Below are 17,617 nucleotides of genomic sequence, written 5' to 3'. Positions count from 1 at the left end.
ATGCAAAAATAAAGATTTATATTTAAATAATATACTTAATGTATTGGAAATGTGGTTTTTTTAATATATTCGCTCGTTATATAAAGAAAGCCATTATAATATAGGTGATTATAACGGCTTATGATAATTGTTGTTTTGTCTTTTATGACAAGTTAATTCCCAAATAGCAACTTTTTTCTCTGCAGAAAGATTTATCTATTATTCAGGAATTTTTTTATTCCACACAAGTTGCAATTGTCTGTTAATGCTTGCTTCTAATCTGTATGTATTAAAATGAATCCGTTAATTATTTCATGCTATATATATTTTGAGGCCAAATATCTACATGGTTTTGGGAAGTAAACTTATTAAATTCTGAAATAGCTAGATTTATAATATCTTGGTTCATCCTAAACATAGTACATATTGCTGCATCATTATCTCTACAATATTTATGATTTCCGCATTTTTTATACAACTTGCATAAATCATTACCCTCTGTGTCTTTAGAATGATATTTGCATAAACTGCAATCCTTTTTTAAGAAGTTATCATAATAAGCTTTAGCCTTACCAACGACATAAAAGCCACCACAATTAAGGAAAAGTGATCTACAGTCATTGTATGGAAAACTAATTTCATAAATGCCCTTATGTAACCGATTAAAATTCTTACATGTATAGCTGATCTTGTCTACATAACTTTTCATGTTTGAAAATAAGATGTATTTCTCGAAAGGTCTTTCTAGTTTATCGGTATATTTGTCTTTTCGTTTAAAGTTGTACAACATAATATTGTCACCTTCTCTAATCTCAGAAGAATTTATGATGTTCAATATATCTTCTTCTGATTGAACATGAAACTCAATTATTCTAATACCAGAATCTATCTTTGCTTGCTCGCATTTGTGAGATACATAAATCTCAAGAAAAAGAGGAGAAGATGAATTCGTTTTGTTGTTACATAATATATCTGCAACAAACGCCTTGTCATTTACTATATATCGCTTTTCTAAGGAACAGTTAGAATAAAATGTTTTTAATTCAAAATCAGCAGTGTCATCTTTTCTACAATAGAAAGAATTATAAAATTTGCAGTCTTCATATTTACTACATTTATTATCTGTGGACAGTACAAGCTTTATAGAATCAGTTTTATTGAACCAATCCATTATTAGTTTCTCTGCAATTGTGTGTAAATATTTATCATAGGAGCATTCTTCCTTGTCGGATTTGTGAGCAAAATGCCATTGTCTTATGTCTCCACGTTTGGTTATCATATCCTGATGGCAGAAGGGGCAGTAATATTTTGTGGTGCCATTGTTTACTGTGCTATTAATATGTACTAACTCATTGTTGGTGTTAAGTGCATAATGTTGGTATGCATGAATGTGTTTCATAGTTTTTTTGTTAAAGTTCAACGAGATCAATTCTCTTTTCCAATGTAGCTACTAACTCATTCTCTCAAGGAAAAGTGTTGATTCGTGTTTTTAAAAGTCACATTTTGACGTGAAAAACTTTCTATAGTATAAGATGCAAGAGTAGAAATAATATCGGAATATAGGAATAAGTATCTTGAATTAAAAAGATTAAAACAAGCTGATTATCAGCCTGCTTTAATCAATAGTAATATATGCTAATCGATGATAATCACCAATTACTTGCCAATACAAAATGTGAAGTGTTGCTGTTAATTAGTTGTTTATCATTTGATTAAGTGCTATATATTTTGTTATAAGCAACAAAACAGCAACAAAAAAATAGATTTAATGTCATTTCAGTTCCAAATTTAGAAGAATAAAACTAATAATAAAGCTGATTCTCATTTTTTTTATAAAACATAAAAAAGGCGACTTGCCCTCTCGGGTTTGCCGCCTTACTGCTATTTAAAAAAGGATTGGATTAATTATTTATCAATTCATATAGAAGTGAGTCTAAAAAGACTAAGTTTTCATTCTGTCGGTCAAGAAAAGTTCTGGTTGCTGTTTCAGTGTGTAATCCTGATATCATAATTTTCTTCTGAAAATCAGGATAATCACTTTTATTTATTGCATCAACAATAAAGGGCACACTATCAATAAAATATTCATTAAAATCACAAATCGCTTCAGTTATACTTCTTGCAGATAATAATCTACAATAAGCATCATCACTATTTGTAATCCCACCATTGGTATATTTTTTATTAAACTCGACTACTTTTGCTATTATTGCTTCTTTATCTTTGCTGGAAAAAATAGTTTTTTTCATAATGATTAGTATTTGTGTTATTATACGTCTGCTATTTCGGTTAGTAAACAAGAAAAGAAAGAAATATCATCTAGGTTGCGGTTTATTAGGTTTCTTAATTGTACTTCAATAGACACTGATTCAATCATACTTCTTTTTTCTTCTGGTTTATATGAACTATTGTTTATCGCATCAATAATACTGGGCGTATTATCCATAAATCCAGCATTAACAATGTTCATTTTCTCCATTATTGAGGATAAAGTGTTTATCTTACTTTGAATTTCATCTTCACTGACAAGCGCACCCCCAGTATATGTTTTGTTGTAATCAATGAGTTTTGCAATAATAGCGTTTTTTTCATTTGTTGAAAAAGTGATATCTGTTTCCATATTAATAAAAAATTTAGTTGTAAAATAATGAAATTGTTGTTGTGGAGCTAATGCTTTATTACCCCGGGACAAATATCTACGAAAGATTTAAAAAAAAACCTATTGCAAAATCAATTTGTTTTTAGTAAATTATGTAAACGTTTATACGGTAAACGCATAAATGTTAAACTTTGCAAAGCGTTTATATTATAAACGTACTTTAATTTCTTATTTTAACGCCTCTCGAAGAAATATCATCTAAGGTTGTTTTCAGTGAACCTATACTTGATTGTATAGGGGCCAATCTGTCGGTGTTAGTCTTTATTCCTTGCATTGCTTCCAGCATCTTACTGTTTTGTTCTACAAGCGTTTTACTACACTCAGATATGGTGTATGTATGTCCCTGAATGTTCGTTGCTCTCCCGGTAAGATCATCAACGCTATCCTGACTTGCTGTTGTTACACCTTTGGTTGTTCCCGATCTGGATGAAGAATCAGTATTAGTAATATCAATTCCAATTCCATTAAGGCCAGCTGATATATTTTTAAGCATATCCTGTAACGTTGGCAATTGTGCTTGATAACTATTCATTAACGTAGCCGTACGAGCTGTAACTTGCGCCATTAAGTCCTCATAAGTAAGGTTGCCAGCAGACCACTTTTCATAAAATCCGGCAATATCATTCTGGAACCCGTCTACAACCTTATCAAGAATCATTGTTTTTAGCATATCGGAAACAATGTCACGGAAAGTATTACTTGCGTAATCTTTAAAGCTGTCTAAGGCATCTTTCCCATTATCCAACCAATCCCACATACTACTTACGAAATCATCAACGAGTGGTTCATATAGTGAGCTGACATACTCCCGGAGCTGCTTGATGTATTCGTCATACTGTTCCCTCATTTTAACAAGGGCCTCTAGTGTCTCCTTTGTCTGGCCAACGAGTTTATCACCGTATTTATCAAGAATAGTGTCGGCAAGCTCTTTGTTAATCATATTTTGATTATTGGCATCAAATAGGTCTCCAAGATTTGATAATTCAGGGACTGATTTTATCCAGGCAAGCAAATCCTCTGTCTTTTGAGATTTACCGCCGATTCCCGAGCCAAGGAATCCCTTGCTTGATTTTCTGGTTTCAATCTTTAAATTATTAATAGCCGCCGCAGTTTCTTTATTATATTTATGCCCGGTTAAATTCGTTCCAAAAACGGTATCAGTAAACCATTGGCCAGTTAGAAGCTGGGCTGTAGATGTCAACCAACCTCCGCCACTTTTATTTTGATAAACGGCCTGTTCTTCTGTTATTTTCTTCTGATATTGTTCGAATATTTTTCCCTGCTGATCTTTATAATCCTTAAGGCTTTGAAGTTTATCATCTGAGAACCAATTTAACTCCGCTTGATTGGCTTTTAAAACAGCCAGCTGATATTCATTAACAGCATCAGTGATTTTATTTATCTCTTCAATTTTTGCATCATATTTAAGGTAATCTTCATATGCTTTATTTGATAAAAGAGAATCAAGCTTTTCCATCAGCTGGATAGCCATAGAAATAATAGTAAGGATGACAGACGCTTTCTCAACAGCTTTTATTGAATTTGCGCTTGCAGTTGATACTTTATCAATACTCTGCATAGAAGTCATTACAAACGAGCCGATATCGCCTATAAAGGAAATTATTTCGCCTTCTGTTCCTCCAATAGCATCACCAACCTTTTTAAAGGAGTCGGTAAGTTCTAAAACTTGGTCTGAAAGTTGCTTTTCAGCTTTCTTTGTTTCGTTATCAGTTTTATTATACTTATCCTTAGCCGCATTAACTTTCTTGATTGCCTGTTCCTCAGTAATATATTTCTGGTCAATCTTACCAGTTGATTTATTATAAGTAGTTTCACCATTTCCGATCTTTCCACCATTCTGAATGTATCTAAGCTCCAATGTTGCTTTCTTAAGCTCTTGTTCAGCTTCAGCAAGTTCTTTTTTGCGGTCAATAATAGTCTGCCAAGGGTTTCTATTCGCCAATTCGTCAATAATAGACTGAATAGTGGTGGTGTACTCTCGCAATTGGTCGGGAGAAAGGACCGTTGCAGCTGTCTGCTTTGCATCTTGCAACTGAGACAACAGGGAATCAAGCGTTTCAGATGAAGTATTTTTCAAGTCCTCAAAAGCCCGGACATATTCAGGAGATTCTTTGAGCCTTCCAAAATCAAAAGTCATTAACTCTTTACCCTTGTCAACGGTTGCTTGAGCAATAGCCTTATCCATTTCATCAACGCGTGATTTATTACCGCTTGCAATAGCTTCAGCACGTCGTTGACGCAACGTTTCAATGTCCTTATTAAACTTTTCCTCAATGGCTAGGCGCTGATCTGCATAATTCTTGTATTTATCTGTCAGCGTCTTATAAAAATCATCATATTCTTTTTGCTGCTTGGCTTCAGTGGCTTTTCTGAAAGAGTCGTATTCGTCAATCTGCGCTTGTGGAATCTGGACGTTATCAATATTAAATAACTTTCCCTTATTCTTTGGGTCAGCGTTGAATTTTGCCCTTTCAGAATCTATAATTTTATTGATATAGTCTTCTTTTTGACGGTCTAATTGCTGCAACTCTTTTTTATGGTTGAATTGCATTTGAGCAAGTGTTTTTTCGTTGCCGTCTTTTAAAATATCAATATGAGCTTGCTCGATCTGATTTTGTATGTCTTCATCAGCTCTTCGTTCTTCAAGAGATTGCTTGCTTTTTAATTCCGATATTTTATTTTCAGATTCAACTTCTTGCTTTCTTTTGTTTTCTGCTGTGTGAGCTGCTTTCTGTGCGGCCGATTCAGTTGATTTTGTTACCCCGGTAAGAGTAGAGAGCCTAGTTTCCCAAGTTTTTAACTCTTTACTTTTAGACTCAATTTCTTCAGCGTAATTAGTTGATTTAGTTTTCCCACTTCTTAGGCTTGCAATTTCCTTCTTTAGAGTTCTTATTTTGCTTGTGGCCTCTGTTGTTTCCTTAGAAATGGATGATAAAGGAGTAGTCGCCGCCGCTTTTAATGCTTTATTTGATGTATCGGATGATGATTGAAATAATTTCCAGGTATCAAGTTTCTCAATCATATCATCTCTTAAGACAGGAGATGGAGCGCCGTTCACTTTTAAACTATAGAAATAGGCTTTTTTGGCAATTTCGTAGTCCTGTTTTGCTTGTACGGCCTTGACAGCTATACCCATTCTCATTGTCCGGCCTAGCTCTTCATTACGCATCTTTTGAACATCAACGAGATTCATCGTTTTAATTCTTTCAATATCCAGATGCTTAAAGGTTTGAGGCATTATCTGTTGTAATTCAAGATATGCCTTATTTGCTTGATACCTTGTTGAGGATTCATCGCGGATAGTTGAGATTAACGAATCTGTTTTAGACTTTAACGCGTCGCAATTATCTTTAATGCCATTCATCGTATCATTAAAGTTCTTTTGCGCTTTCTCCGCTGATGAAGTTGAATCTGATAAGGCCCATAGAGTTACAGCTAATCCGGCTACTAATGTAGCAGCTAACACATACGGGTTTGATAACATAGTTTTATTTAGAAAAGCTTGAGCCTTTTGCAGCCTTTCTGTCCATAGCCATTGAGCAGCTAAAGATGAATTAAACACACCATTTGAAGCGGCTACCATTGCATTTATTGCGGCCTGCTCTTTTAGCACTAGGTTAACAACTAAGACAGCGGCCTTATAGGTTCCATACGTAGCGACCAAGCCAGCGATAACTTTACCTAATGTCTCATAGTTCTGCACAAGTTGAGTAGCAAGGGCTATACCCCCGGTAATAAAGTCTTGGTTATTACTTCCAATATTATTAAAAGCATCTTCCATTGCTCCTTCAAGATTGGAAATGCTGCCTTTAATTCCTTTACTTTGCTTTTCAAGCATACCATTAAATTTCCCTCCTTCAGCTGTGGCAGAAGCAAATGCTTCAGCTACCATTTTGGAAGAAATAGAACCAGCCTCCATATCTTTCTTAAGATCACTGATTGATTTGCCTGTTTTAGCGGAAATTTCAGTTAATGGATTGAACCCGGCATTAATCATCTGCAATAGGTCTTGTCCCATCAATTTTCCAGTAGATGACATCTGAGAGAATGCAAGGATTAGCGAATTAAATTTATTCGCATCGCCCATAGAAATATCACCAATTTGCTTTAAGATTGGCATTATATTCTGGGCCTCTATATTGAATGATAAGAGAGTTTGTGCGCCTTTGGCTAAGTCCCCTAGCAACATAGGAGTTTCAACGGCGTACTGTCGGATGGACGACATCAGTTCCTGAGCTTCTTTCTTATTCCCAACTAATGTTTCAAATGAGATTTCAAGAGATTCAACCTCACCTCTAACATCAATTATCGACTTTGCAAATTCAGTGGCTTTCTCTATTGTGAATATCCCGGCAGCCGTAGCAGCGATCTTATTAAAAGCATTGTCTATCCTTGAGCCCTCTGATTCTGCACTATTGCCTATTTGACTGAATGCGTTTTTGACACGCGCAGCAGCAGCTCTCAATTCTGAATCATCGAGGCTTATGCCGTAATATTCTTTCCCTTCGTCGTAATTCATAGCGCTTACTATTTATTGTTTAAATCTAATCTTAAAGACTCTATCTGAACCATTAATTCACCTGGACGTGTTGAGGCTTTATTTTTTAACTCTTCTTGGTTCACAACAATACTTCTCACTATTGCAATAGTGATATCGGCCAAATCATAAAGATTAACGCCTCTATTTTGGCTTATTTCTTTTAATTTTTGAAAATCTACATCAGAATAAACCGACATTCTGCCTGTTTCGGGGTCTGTGTCTTTTTTAAGGATGTCTGCTATATCTTGCATCAATAGCCCTATTTTATTAGGATTTATTGCTTCTAATTTCTTTTCCATAATTATTTTTATATTAAAAAGTGTTTGTACCATAAGCGTTTGTACTGTAAACGCTTTCATAAATCTATTCAGAGCGACTACTATCTAAACAAAACTCTCTATGTGGAGTGTTTTCCCTCATCTTTTGCAAGGCTGATTCCATAACTCCGTATTCGATAGAAAGAGTTCCTTTGTTTACAATATGTGAGATTTTTTGTTCTTCTGCTTCTTTTTGCAATCTTGCAATTCTAAGTTTGTGCGCTTTTTCTAAAGCTTCTTTAGTTACTCCCATTTCCTAAGATGTATTTATAATTAGCATTCGGGTTAATAATAAATTCTCCATTTTTAACGTCAAATAGAGTTTGCCAAAGCATTGGTATTCTTCCATTAAAGAACTCATTGAGAGCTTCCACAACCTTTTTGTGAGCCTTGTAAGCCCTGATTTCATCTTCTGACTCTAAATAATACCTGCAACCTTCTTTAATGGATTCTATACCTTCTTCACTCAGAATGCACACCCCATCTTGAATATCCAAATATCTTAGATATTGGTTCTGTCCTCTGATATCATATTTTGCCCGTTCAAAGTAGACTTTAGTATTTTCTAATACTTTGTTAGCCTTTGCTCTCAAATTGCTTTTAACAGCCCTAGAATCAAACTTAGAGATATCTTTTTCAACCATCTCATTATAAAGTTCTGTTGTTATTCGGGCTTCTTTTAAAACATCAATTATAACCTCATTACTGGGCTGTATGCCTAACTCTAGTATTTGAGGTATTACTTTCTCATTTATGTATAAAGCTACTTCCTTGGCTTCATCTATTCTTTTTTCTTGTAGAATTTCGTCTTCTTTTAAAAGAATTCTTTCTTTATTTTTCATAATGCTTAATTTTATAAATTAGTGATTCCATCTCATTGATTAACCAATTCTGACGGAGTTAATGAGTTCTTCAATTCCTGCTGTTTCGGCATTCTTATTTCCCCAACCCATTTGGGTTGCGATGTGCTCTGCAAATTCCCGGTCACGCTTTTCTTTAGCTCCATCTGAGGAAGTATGTTCCCCACTGTTTTTGTAGTTTTTGTCATTGTCGTAATTCCCTTCAAATACTTTAACCCAATTTTTGTCGTTTTCAAATATCCAATCAAAGGATGCTTTCCATCCTCTTTGATTCTGACCTTTTAGAAATAAATTATTTTGAACGTTAGTGAAAATTTGCTGCAAAACAGGAAGAGCTTTTTCAATTCCTCCCATTTCTTCAACGCGGATGCGTATTTTGTTTTTACGGCTTTCGCTTAGATTTAGAACCTTGGCATAGCTTGTACACGTTTCGTTCCATAACTCAGTTATTTTCTTGAAAGGAAGTGCCGTAATTGTACTTTTTTTGCCATTAGAGGCTTTCACGCCTTCAGGTGTGGAAGGTATATTATCTTCTTTAGGAGATAATATATTATATTCTTTTGTTTCTTTTTGTTTATGTTTTATGTTGACGGTAGTGTTTCCGCCCGAATAGGGGTCTTTTATTTCCACTTTTTGGGTGCTTTTTCGGGTACCTTTATTGTTCTGAATGTTATAAAAGGGGTCTTTTATTTCCACTTTTTGGGTACCTTTTTCGGGTGCATTTTCATCAACTTTTAAAAGCGTATAAGAAGAAACATATCTTCGGCCTTGTCCGTGTTTATACTCAATTAACCCGGCTTCTTCCAAATGCCGCCTTGCTGTGACAATAGTTTTTTCAGTTACGCCAAGGACGGACGCAATTCTTGCATTTGCTTGTTTAAATGGGTTTTTCCATCCTAAGTGATTGGAAACATCCAACAAATGCATATACATAAGGCCTTCAGCGGGGGTAAATTGTTCTTCGGTATGAAGTCGCCAGAAGTCGTTAATCAGTTCTATGTAATTCATCCCCATAGTATTCAGGCCTTTTTTGATCTATCCAATAAAGTTTATACTTCTTCCCACTTGGAGTTTTTACCCATTCATCGGAAACGTTTACACCCCTGTTTCTGATGTTTCTAATAACGGCTCTTGGGTCAACAATGAACAGCCGTTTAACTATTTCTATAACGCTATGTCTTCCACCGTCAGACAGTAGCAATATTAACTTTGCTTCATCCATTATTAAAGCCCTCCTTTCTTTCCATTGACTACATAGTTGTTAGCCTTTTGGTCAATCTCTTCTGTAGATGCAATCTTATTTCGTTTCATCCAGCTTTCAACATCTGCACGGTCAAAGAATATGTTCTTATTGTTAGGCTTGTAAAATGGTATTTCATTTCTGCAAGTCATTTTATACAAGAAACCTTTACTTAATCCTGTAAGTAGTGAAACATCTTCAATGTTTAGCACATTCTTAACTGATAAGAGGGTGAGCTTTTCAATCCTATCAAGTTTACCCATTAATTCTTCATTCATATCTACAAGTTATTAATTATTAGTATTAAGGTGCGCACCTTATTTCTTGTAATTACATTGCAAATATCAAAGAAAATGAAACAAAAAAAAGGCTAACAGAATAACCCGTTAGCCACCCGTTAACTTATTTGGTGCAATTTTAATGGTCTGCTACTAAATCTTTAAAAAAATTATAGTCTTTGTGTAGTTTTTTTCCACTAACAGATGATTTTATTGAACCTACACTAATTGTTTTCCCATTTATTAGAAAGCAATTTTGTGCTATTGCCCATCTATTGAAATCTTCAGTAAATGCATTTATGAAAGTAGCAAGTGCTTTTAGTTCCTTTTTCCAAACTATCTTATGAAATTCTTTTGGCTTATCTATTATATTACCAAATACATAATAAAAATCATCGTGTAAGGCTTCCTCAATATATCCTTTATCTAAAAGGATTTTATATACATACTCAAGTCCTTCATTTTTAAATGAACGGCTAAATTGATTATTGTTAAATCGACTATTTGAGATCGATTCATTTTCTTTAGGAGATAATATATTGATTCCATCCTTAGAAATAAAATCCAAATATTGACCTATGATTCCAGCGCCCTCACATTCACTAATTAAAGCTCCATAGCAAGCTTTTAAAGCACTGTATATGTTCTTTAAACGATCTGTTTCTGCTTCAATGTAAAGGCTTATAGGAAGTCTTGTATTTGCGTAGTCTTTTATAAGCTTATCGGTAAAATTCTCCGCTTTAAACTCACCTTTTACTTGGTTGTTAATGCGAATTCCTATACGATGTAATTGGGTGTCGCCTCTTACTTGGGCTTCTTGCACCTCTTTTAAAAAATTATTTTTTAGCCTCATAATTGCTTTTTTAAATTAAAACTAAGAAAGTCACTACCAGATACAAATCTACCCTATGTAATGTCCGGGATAAGACAAATAGCTTCTTGTTTCTTTTTATCTAAGACTTTGGCATAGATTTGTGTAGTCTTTATCTCTTTATGCCCTAGTAGCTTTGAGACAGTGTATAGTTCGGCCCCTAAATCAAGCATCATCACAGCGAATGTGTGCCTACCACTATGGAAAGTAACATCTTTTGTTATTCCGGCTTTTAAACACCATCGTTTCAACTCAATAAGCACTTGGCTATTATATCTAAATCCAGAAAAGACGCGGGAATTGTCTATATCTCTTTCACCCAAATATTCTTCTGCTTGTTTATTGATATCCAAATACTCTTGACCTCCTGTTTTCTTCTGCTTAAATACGACTCTTGTAAAATCGCCAAAAGTTTGAATCTCTCCCCATATCATTTTTTCGATATCGCTTTTTCTGATACCTGTTAAGCAACTGAAAAGGAAGGCTCGTTTTAATACAGGGTATTTGCAGTCTGTTTTAGCTAATTTTTTCACCTCATCCAAAGTAAGGTACACTCTTTCTGTTTCATCTTGTTTAAACCCATCAATACCTCTTAATGGATTTATTGGAAGTATACGATCATCAAACGCTTGGTTAATACAGGCCCTTAGTTTATTAAAGTAGCTTACTTTAGAGTTCTGAGAAAGTGGTTTTGTAGCCTCATTATCTGATATATTGTTTAATCTATATTTGTGTAGGTCCTTAGCCGTGTTGTTCAGATAGTCTTTAAATCCGTCTATAAAATCAGGACCTATTTGTTTAAAAGTTGTTTTTTCGTTGGCGTAATGTTCAAGGTGTTTCAAACAGCTATGCCAATTTCCATAATTACCCGTGCTCGCTTTTCTTTCTTCACATAATTTTCTGAAATATGCCAGGAAAGGAGTATCTGTTTTAAATGAGCTTGCAAATCCGTATTCTCCGTTTTGTATCTCTATTTGTCGTTTGGCTTTAATAGCTTGAGCAGTGCCCAATGTTTGGCGATTCTGTTCTTTTTCTATTGGTGTGGTAGCTTTGATAAGATAGAGCTTTAAATACTCATATTCTCGTTTACCATCTCTGTAAATATCAAGATACAGACTTTTACTACCGTTGGTTAATTCTCTTTCTCTTAGTCTTACAGGCTCTTTTTGTGCCTTTGTTGAGGCTTTAACTTTTGTTGCTCCCATATATTTTTTTGTTGCTGGTTTGTTGCTCTCTATCTTCAGCAACAAAGTAACAACAAAAAACACAATAAAAAAAGCAAACTAAAATAAAAAATAATTTTAATCTGCTTTACTTTAATGCCTTGTTTAATAAGGCTTTTATTGTTTTATTTATGCTTTCTTTATATCTTTGTTTATCTTAAAAATAGACATCACTTTCCAATACAAAAATGTGAAAAGATATTCCCTAAAATTTCATCGTTAGATATAGTTCCTGTAATCTCTCCAAGGTAATGCATACACTCACGGATATCCTGTGAAAGGAAGTCGCCTGAGATGTTATTATGTAATCCATCTTTTACTCGATGAATAGAATCGAGGGCATGTACCAGTGCTTCGTAATGACGGATGTTGGTTACAATCACATCATTCTGAGTAACGGTTGGAAGATTGGCGGTTTTTACTAGCAGGTCTTCCAGTTCAATGGTGTTTTCACGGTTCTTTGCCGAGATAAAGATATGGCTCGATTTATGCTTGATAGCCAGTTTCTCCAGATCGTTTTTCTGTTCTTCGGTGATGAGGTCGCTTTTGTTGAAAACCATAATGAGTTGCTTGCCTTTGCACTTTGGCTTGATTTTGGCAGCCAGTTGTTCTATTTGCTCGTGACTATCGGTAGCAGCAATCATGCAGAGTACGATTTCGGCCTGATCGAGCTTGCGGAAGGTGCGCTCAATACCGATGCTTTCAATCTTATCGTGCGTTTCGCGGATACCGGCTGTGTCGATAAAGCGGAACAGCGTGCCTTTTATGGTTATGGTATCTTCAATCACATCGCGTGTGGTACCGTGAATATCGCTGACAATAGCTTTTTCTTCATTAAGCAACACATTGAGCAGTGTGGACTTTCCGGCGTTTGTTTCTCCAATAATGGCTACGGGAATTCCGTTCTTTATGGCGTTGCCCACATTGAACGAATCTGCCAGGCGAGTAATGACTTGCTCGATGTTCTCTGTCAGCTTTAGAAGTGCGTCGCGGTTGGCAAACTCTACATCTTCTTCACTGAAGTCGAGCTCCAATTCTACCATGGAAACAAAGTTGAGCAGTTGGGTACGTAGGTCGGTTAGCTCTTTACTGAATCCACCACGCATCTGACTCATGGCAAGGCGATGGGTTGCTGCAGATGAGGAAGCGATAAGATCGGCTACCGCTTCGGCCTGACTGAGGTCCATCTTTCCATTGAGAAAGGCACGTTGTGTAAACTCTCCCGGAAGGGCAGAGCGGCAACCTTTTTCTATAAGAAGCTGCATGACCTGTTGCAAGATATATGATGAACCATGACACGATATCTCTGTGGAGTCTTCGCCTGTATAGGAGTGGGGGGCACGGAAAAGGCTGACAAGCACTTCATCTATCACCTCTTCTCTTTTGCAGATTTTTCCAAAGGTAAGGGTGTATGCTTCTTTTTCTTGCAGTTTCACTTTTTCCTGCACGGGCATAAATATTGAGCTAGTTATAGCTATGGCTTCGGGGCCTGAGACTCTGATTATGCCGATGGCTCCTCCTTGTGCGGTGGCTACGGCGCAGATTGTATCCTGGTTTATCATCTTGTTAAATTCTGTCGAGTACGGTTTTAATTAATGTATCAATAGAGTTTTTATAATTAGGGTTGGCTTCCTTGATAAGGCGGTTGGCAATAACCATGCACACAGTCATGGCTTTGTGACCCATCAATTTTGAGAGCCCTGCTAATGCCGAACTTTCCATTTCGAAGTTGGTGATTTTATAACCGTTGTATTCAAATGACTCTATCTTTTCGTTTTGTTTTGGGTCGGCAAGCGGCACACGAAGTTCGCGTCCTTGCGGTCCGAAGAACCCTCCGGCAGCAATAGTTACACCGTTTACCATATCTCCTTGGTTTATGCGTGCAATGAGTTCCGCATTGGCGTCAATCACATAAGGTGCGCATAGTAGGGGAGACCAGTTCATGTGTTTCTTGAATGCCTCTTCAAAAGCAAGATCACAAGCTTCATTTCTTCCGGCATAGAAATTAAGTAATCCGTCGAAACCGATTGATTTCTGTGAGCAGATAAACGTGCCTACCGGTGTATTGGGTTGTAATCCGCCGCAAGTTCCGATGCGAACAAGTTCGAGACTACGAAATTCTTTCTTTTCTTCACGAGTGTTGAAATCTATGTTGGCCAATGCATCAAGCTCATTTACCACAATATCTATATTATCACATCCTATGCCGGTGGAGAGAACTGTTATTCTTTTTCCTTTGTAGGTACCGGTAATGGTTCTGAATTCTCTGCTTTCTACTTCAAACTCTTTGTTGTCAAAGTGGGCAGCTACGGTAGCTACTCTGCCCGGATCGCCAACAAGGATAACTTTATCTGCCAGTTGTCCCGGTTTTACGTGTAGATGAAATACCGAACCGTCGGGGTTTATTATCAATTCTGATTCAGCAAAATATCTCATATTGTTTCTGTTTTAGGTCAATATATAAAAGAAATGTTGCCATAGCTGAGAATACAACAATGGCAACATATATTAAGTTTACCGATCTCTTATTCAGTCAAAGGTTTCTTTGGTGATGAAGATACCGGCTTTGCAATAGTTTCGCGCATTGAAGTGTCTGCTTCTATGTTCTTTATTTTGCAATAATCCATGATCCCAAGATTGCCGCTTCTGAAAGCATCAGCCATAGCCTTTGGAACTTCTGCTTCTGCTTCGATTACCTTTGCACGGGCTTCTTGTGCTTTGGCTTTCATTTCCTGTTCGGAAGCCACAGCCATGGCACGACGCTCTTCTGCTTTAGCCTGAGCAATATTCTTATCAGCGTTAGCCTGATCTATCTGAAGTTCGGCACCAATGTTCTTACCAATATCAATATCCGCGATATCAATGGAAAGTATTTCGAAAGCAGTACCTTGGTCGAGTCCTTTATGCAACACTACCTTGGAAATGCTGTCCGGATGTTCCAGTACATCTTTATGACTGTCTGCAGAACCAATGGAAGCAACAATGCCTTCGCCTACACGAGCAAGAATTGTATCTTCGCCAGCTCCACCCACCAGTCTTTTAATATTGGCACGAACTGTTACACGTGCTTTAGTAACTAACTGAATACCATTCTTTGCCACAGCGTAAACAGGAGGTGTATCAATAACTTTAGGATTAACTGACATCTGCACGGCCTGGAATACATCACGACCGGCAAGGTCAATAGCTGTAGCCATCTGGAAAGATAATTCGATATTGGCTTTTGAAGCGGAGACTAGTGCATGAACCACTTTTTCAACATGTCCGCCCGCCAGATAATGGGCTTCCAGTTCGTCACGGGTAATGGTGCTGAGGCCAGCTTTGTGGGCTTCAATCATTGCCGGAACAATGATGTATGGCGGAACATTACGTATGCGCATAAGAAATAGCTGCACCAACGATATATTTACTCCTGATACTTTAGCTGAAAGCCAAAGGAAAAACGGTACATAATGAAAGAAGATGACCAGGAAGAGGATACCTCCTCCAATAAGAATCATCGTCAGAAAAGTAGGACTGATCATTTTTTTATCGTATTAGTTTGTAGTTTCTTGTTTTATTCTCTCTACCAGAATGGTACCATTGTCTATACGGGATACAACGATAGGTGTTTTCTCTTCAATATATCCGTCAATGGAACGAACTTCTACATGGTGTCCGTTAATATCGGCCATGCCAATCAGCGCCAGACGTGTGAATGCTATTCCTTCGTCGCCAACCTTTACGCTTTGTTCGGCTTTATTGTCAACGGTTGAGGTTATATTTTTTTTAAGAGCCATTTTATCCAGCGTTTTTGACTTCATAAATATAATTAATGAAGCTACGCAAGCTATGGCTGAAGCAGCCAAAGTAATGAATCCGGCTGTATTTCCTAAATTAGAGAAAGCAAAATAATTAGCATATATAAGACAAAAGAATGCACCTATTCCAGCAAAACTGATTCCTGGAATGACAAATATTTCAATAAGAAATAAAATGATTCCGGCTATAATAAGTCCTATTATAATAAGTATATCCATATAATCTTCTTTTTGCCAAATATAAGTAAAAATATTACAATTGTCTACTTCTTTAGGAAATTATTTTCTTCGTTACGGATACTGATCTCTAATAATTTTATTTCATTATCCATCTGTTCCACTCTTTTCTCCAAGTCTAGTATACCGGGAGCCAGAGAATTTTGCTTATCCTTAGTGGATTTGTAATAAGTATCACGTTGTTTCTCCAGTTTCTGAGCCTGTTCTTTATAATCAGAAAGAGCTTGTTGCCATTTCTTGACTAGTTCTATTGCCTTTGGAGAGGTAAAATCAGCCTGACGAGTGTATGTTATATTATCATTAATTACGAATTCAAATTCATTGTTTTCTTTAGCCTGAGGTTTACTGTTTCTAACTTCTGCCAAACGTTCTTTTGCAGCTTTTACATCCGCTTCTCTTCCTTTCCAGCTCTCTTTTATGGAACTGATTTTTGCAAGTGAAATTAGCTTGCCATTATCAGTAGAGTCGTAATCATAAATCTGTTTAGATTCATTTGGAATAAAGATATAGATGCATACTTTACCTTCCGGTTGGTAACGATCGGATGCAAACCAGCCCAGGTTATTGAATTCGTCGATTACGTACATGTAATCATTGAACGGTGAATTAAATGGCATACCTACGTTTTCAGGATTCAGATAATTATCTGTATCGCTATTATAACGGGTAACGAAAATATCATATCCACCCACTGAACCTTTTCCTTTGGATGCGTAGTAGATGGTGATTCCATCCGACATAACAAACGGATAATTGGCATCGCTGCCTGAATTGATTGAGGTAGGAAGTAATGCGGGTTCACTCCATTGATCAAGTAACTTGGTTTTGGTGTAAATATTTAGATGATTTCCTTTACCTTTATCGCCGTAGTAAAGCTTATTCCCTAATTCTGTTTGATAAACAATACCTTCATTATTTCCTTCTGTTTCAAAGAACTCATTAAAAGGAGAAAGTGATCCGGATTCTTCACTAATTTTATAAGCATTCAGAAAATTGCTCTTATTAACAATAATACTGTCTACAATTGCAACTTTCTCAACTCCCTTAATCATCTGATTTCCTAAGGTTGCTTGCTTTATGGCATTTTCGTATTTTTCAGTTGGCTGATTATTTTTTATCAGCATTGCTTCGTAGGCGCTAAAATTTTCTTCAGCTTCTTCATAGCGATACTGCTCGCTGTATAGTTGACCTAAGTAGCGGAAAGCTTCCTGAATTTTCTTGCTGGCACCAACAACTAAATATTTTTCAGCATTATTTTTTTCTCCGGTTTCATAGCAGCATGCACCATACCAAAAATTGTAGTTTGGGTTTTTAGGAGTACTTTTTAATAACTTGTAGAATGCAGGTTTTGCCTGTTCAAACTGCCCATTCTTAAATAGCTCTTTAGCTTCTTCCAGGGTTTGAGCAGATATTGAAAAAGCCGACAGGCAAAAAAGAATAAATATTACATGTTTCTTTTTCATGCTAGTTTCGTTAAATTAAGAACTTCAAAAGTACAAAGTTTTTAGTTATTATACGAATTACAAATATGCTATTATGTTAATTCTTCTTTAAAAGATTATTTTGCTGTATTTATTCATCTGGTTTCATGT

Annotated in this window: 17 protein-coding genes; all 17 read right to left on the bottom strand. The window is 36.1% G+C overall.

What is annotated here, in order from left to right; all coding sequences use genetic code 11:
* Positions 1–286: 286 nt before the first annotated feature.
* Positions 287–1,378, bottom strand: a complete 1,092-nt coding sequence (locus BUC21_RS04935; protein ID WP_073400059.1) for a competence protein CoiA family protein — start codon at positions 1,376–1,378, stop codon at positions 287–289.
* A 502-nt stretch (positions 1,379–1,880) separates the two neighbouring features.
* Positions 1,881–2,228 (bottom strand): hypothetical protein, encoded by a 348-nt coding sequence (locus BUC21_RS04930; protein WP_073399826.1) that lies wholly within the window; start codon positions 2,226–2,228, stop codon positions 1,881–1,883.
* A 20-nt stretch (positions 2,229–2,248) separates the two neighbouring features.
* Positions 2,249–2,599, bottom strand: a complete 351-nt coding sequence (locus BUC21_RS04925; protein ID WP_139261273.1) for a hypothetical protein — start codon at positions 2,597–2,599, stop codon at positions 2,249–2,251.
* Between the two features lie 199 nt (positions 2,600–2,798).
* On the bottom strand, positions 2,799–7,178 hold the full coding sequence (locus tag BUC21_RS04920) for a tape measure protein (protein ID WP_073399822.1): 4,380 nt from the start codon (positions 7,176–7,178) through the stop codon (positions 2,799–2,801).
* 8 nt (positions 7,179–7,186) lie between these two features.
* Positions 7,187–7,498 (bottom strand): hypothetical protein, encoded by a 312-nt coding sequence (locus BUC21_RS04915; RefSeq protein WP_139261270.1) that lies wholly within the window; start codon positions 7,496–7,498, stop codon positions 7,187–7,189.
* A gap of 64 nt (positions 7,499–7,562) precedes the next feature.
* A complete protein-coding gene (locus BUC21_RS04910; RefSeq protein WP_073399819.1) occupies positions 7,563–7,769 on the bottom strand; it encodes a hypothetical protein in 207 nt (68 codons plus the stop codon).
* Positions 7,756–8,358 (bottom strand): hypothetical protein, encoded by a 603-nt coding sequence (locus BUC21_RS04905; RefSeq protein WP_073399817.1) that lies wholly within the window; start codon positions 8,356–8,358, stop codon positions 7,756–7,758. Before BUC21_RS04905 ends, BUC21_RS04910 begins: the two co-directional genes overlap by 14 nt.
* A 39-nt stretch (positions 8,359–8,397) precedes the next feature.
* The gene (locus tag BUC21_RS04900) at positions 8,398–9,384 is read right to left on the bottom strand and encodes a helix-turn-helix domain-containing protein (RefSeq protein ID WP_073399815.1); all 987 of its coding nucleotides are present in this window, start codon (positions 9,382–9,384) and stop codon (positions 8,398–8,400) included.
* The gene (locus BUC21_RS04895; protein WP_073399813.1) at positions 9,362–9,598 is read right to left on the bottom strand and encodes a helix-turn-helix domain-containing protein; all 237 of its coding nucleotides are present in this window, start codon (positions 9,596–9,598) and stop codon (positions 9,362–9,364) included. Before BUC21_RS04895 ends, BUC21_RS04900 begins: the two co-directional genes overlap by 23 nt.
* Positions 9,599–9,600: 2 nt before the next feature.
* The gene (locus BUC21_RS04890) at positions 9,601–9,894 is read right to left on the bottom strand and encodes a helix-turn-helix domain-containing protein (protein ID WP_073399811.1); all 294 of its coding nucleotides are present in this window, start codon (positions 9,892–9,894) and stop codon (positions 9,601–9,603) included.
* 139 nt (positions 9,895–10,033) lie between these two features.
* Positions 10,034–10,747 (bottom strand): hypothetical protein, encoded by a 714-nt coding sequence (locus BUC21_RS04885; RefSeq protein WP_073399809.1) that lies wholly within the window; start codon positions 10,745–10,747, stop codon positions 10,034–10,036.
* A 53-nt stretch (positions 10,748–10,800) separates the two neighbouring features.
* Positions 10,801–11,970, bottom strand: a complete 1,170-nt coding sequence (locus tag BUC21_RS04880; protein ID WP_073400057.1) for a site-specific integrase — start codon at positions 11,968–11,970, stop codon at positions 10,801–10,803.
* Between the two features lie 188 nt (positions 11,971–12,158).
* Positions 12,159–13,547: a tRNA uridine-5-carboxymethylaminomethyl(34) synthesis GTPase MnmE gene (gene mnmE, locus BUC21_RS04875; protein WP_073400055.1), complete on the bottom strand. Its 1,389-nt coding sequence runs from the start codon at positions 13,545–13,547 to the stop codon at positions 12,159–12,161.
* Between the two features lie 7 nt (positions 13,548–13,554).
* Positions 13,555–14,424 (bottom strand): nucleoside phosphorylase, encoded by an 870-nt coding sequence (locus BUC21_RS04870; RefSeq protein WP_073399807.1) that lies wholly within the window; start codon positions 14,422–14,424, stop codon positions 13,555–13,557.
* A gap of 89 nt (positions 14,425–14,513) precedes the next feature.
* The gene (gene floA / locus BUC21_RS04865) at positions 14,514–15,512 is read right to left on the bottom strand and encodes a flotillin-like protein FloA (protein WP_073399805.1); all 999 of its coding nucleotides are present in this window, start codon (positions 15,510–15,512) and stop codon (positions 14,514–14,516) included.
* Positions 15,513–15,524: 12 nt separating this feature from the next.
* A complete protein-coding gene (locus BUC21_RS04860; protein ID WP_073399803.1) occupies positions 15,525–16,007 on the bottom strand; it encodes an NfeD family protein in 483 nt (160 codons plus the stop codon).
* A gap of 44 nt (positions 16,008–16,051) precedes the next feature.
* Entirely contained in the window at positions 16,052–17,488 is a 1,437-nt protein-coding gene (locus BUC21_RS04855; protein WP_073399801.1) for a tetratricopeptide repeat protein, read from the bottom strand.
* Between the last annotated feature and the right edge of the window lie 129 nt (positions 17,489–17,617).

Origin of the sequence: Bacteroides luti (assembly GCF_900128905.1) — a bacterium.
Lineage (GTDB): Bacteria > Bacteroidota > Bacteroidia > Bacteroidales > Bacteroidaceae > Bacteroides > Bacteroides luti.
The sequence above is the reverse complement of the archived record's forward strand: the minus strand, read 5'-3'. Positions and strand labels throughout refer to the sequence as shown.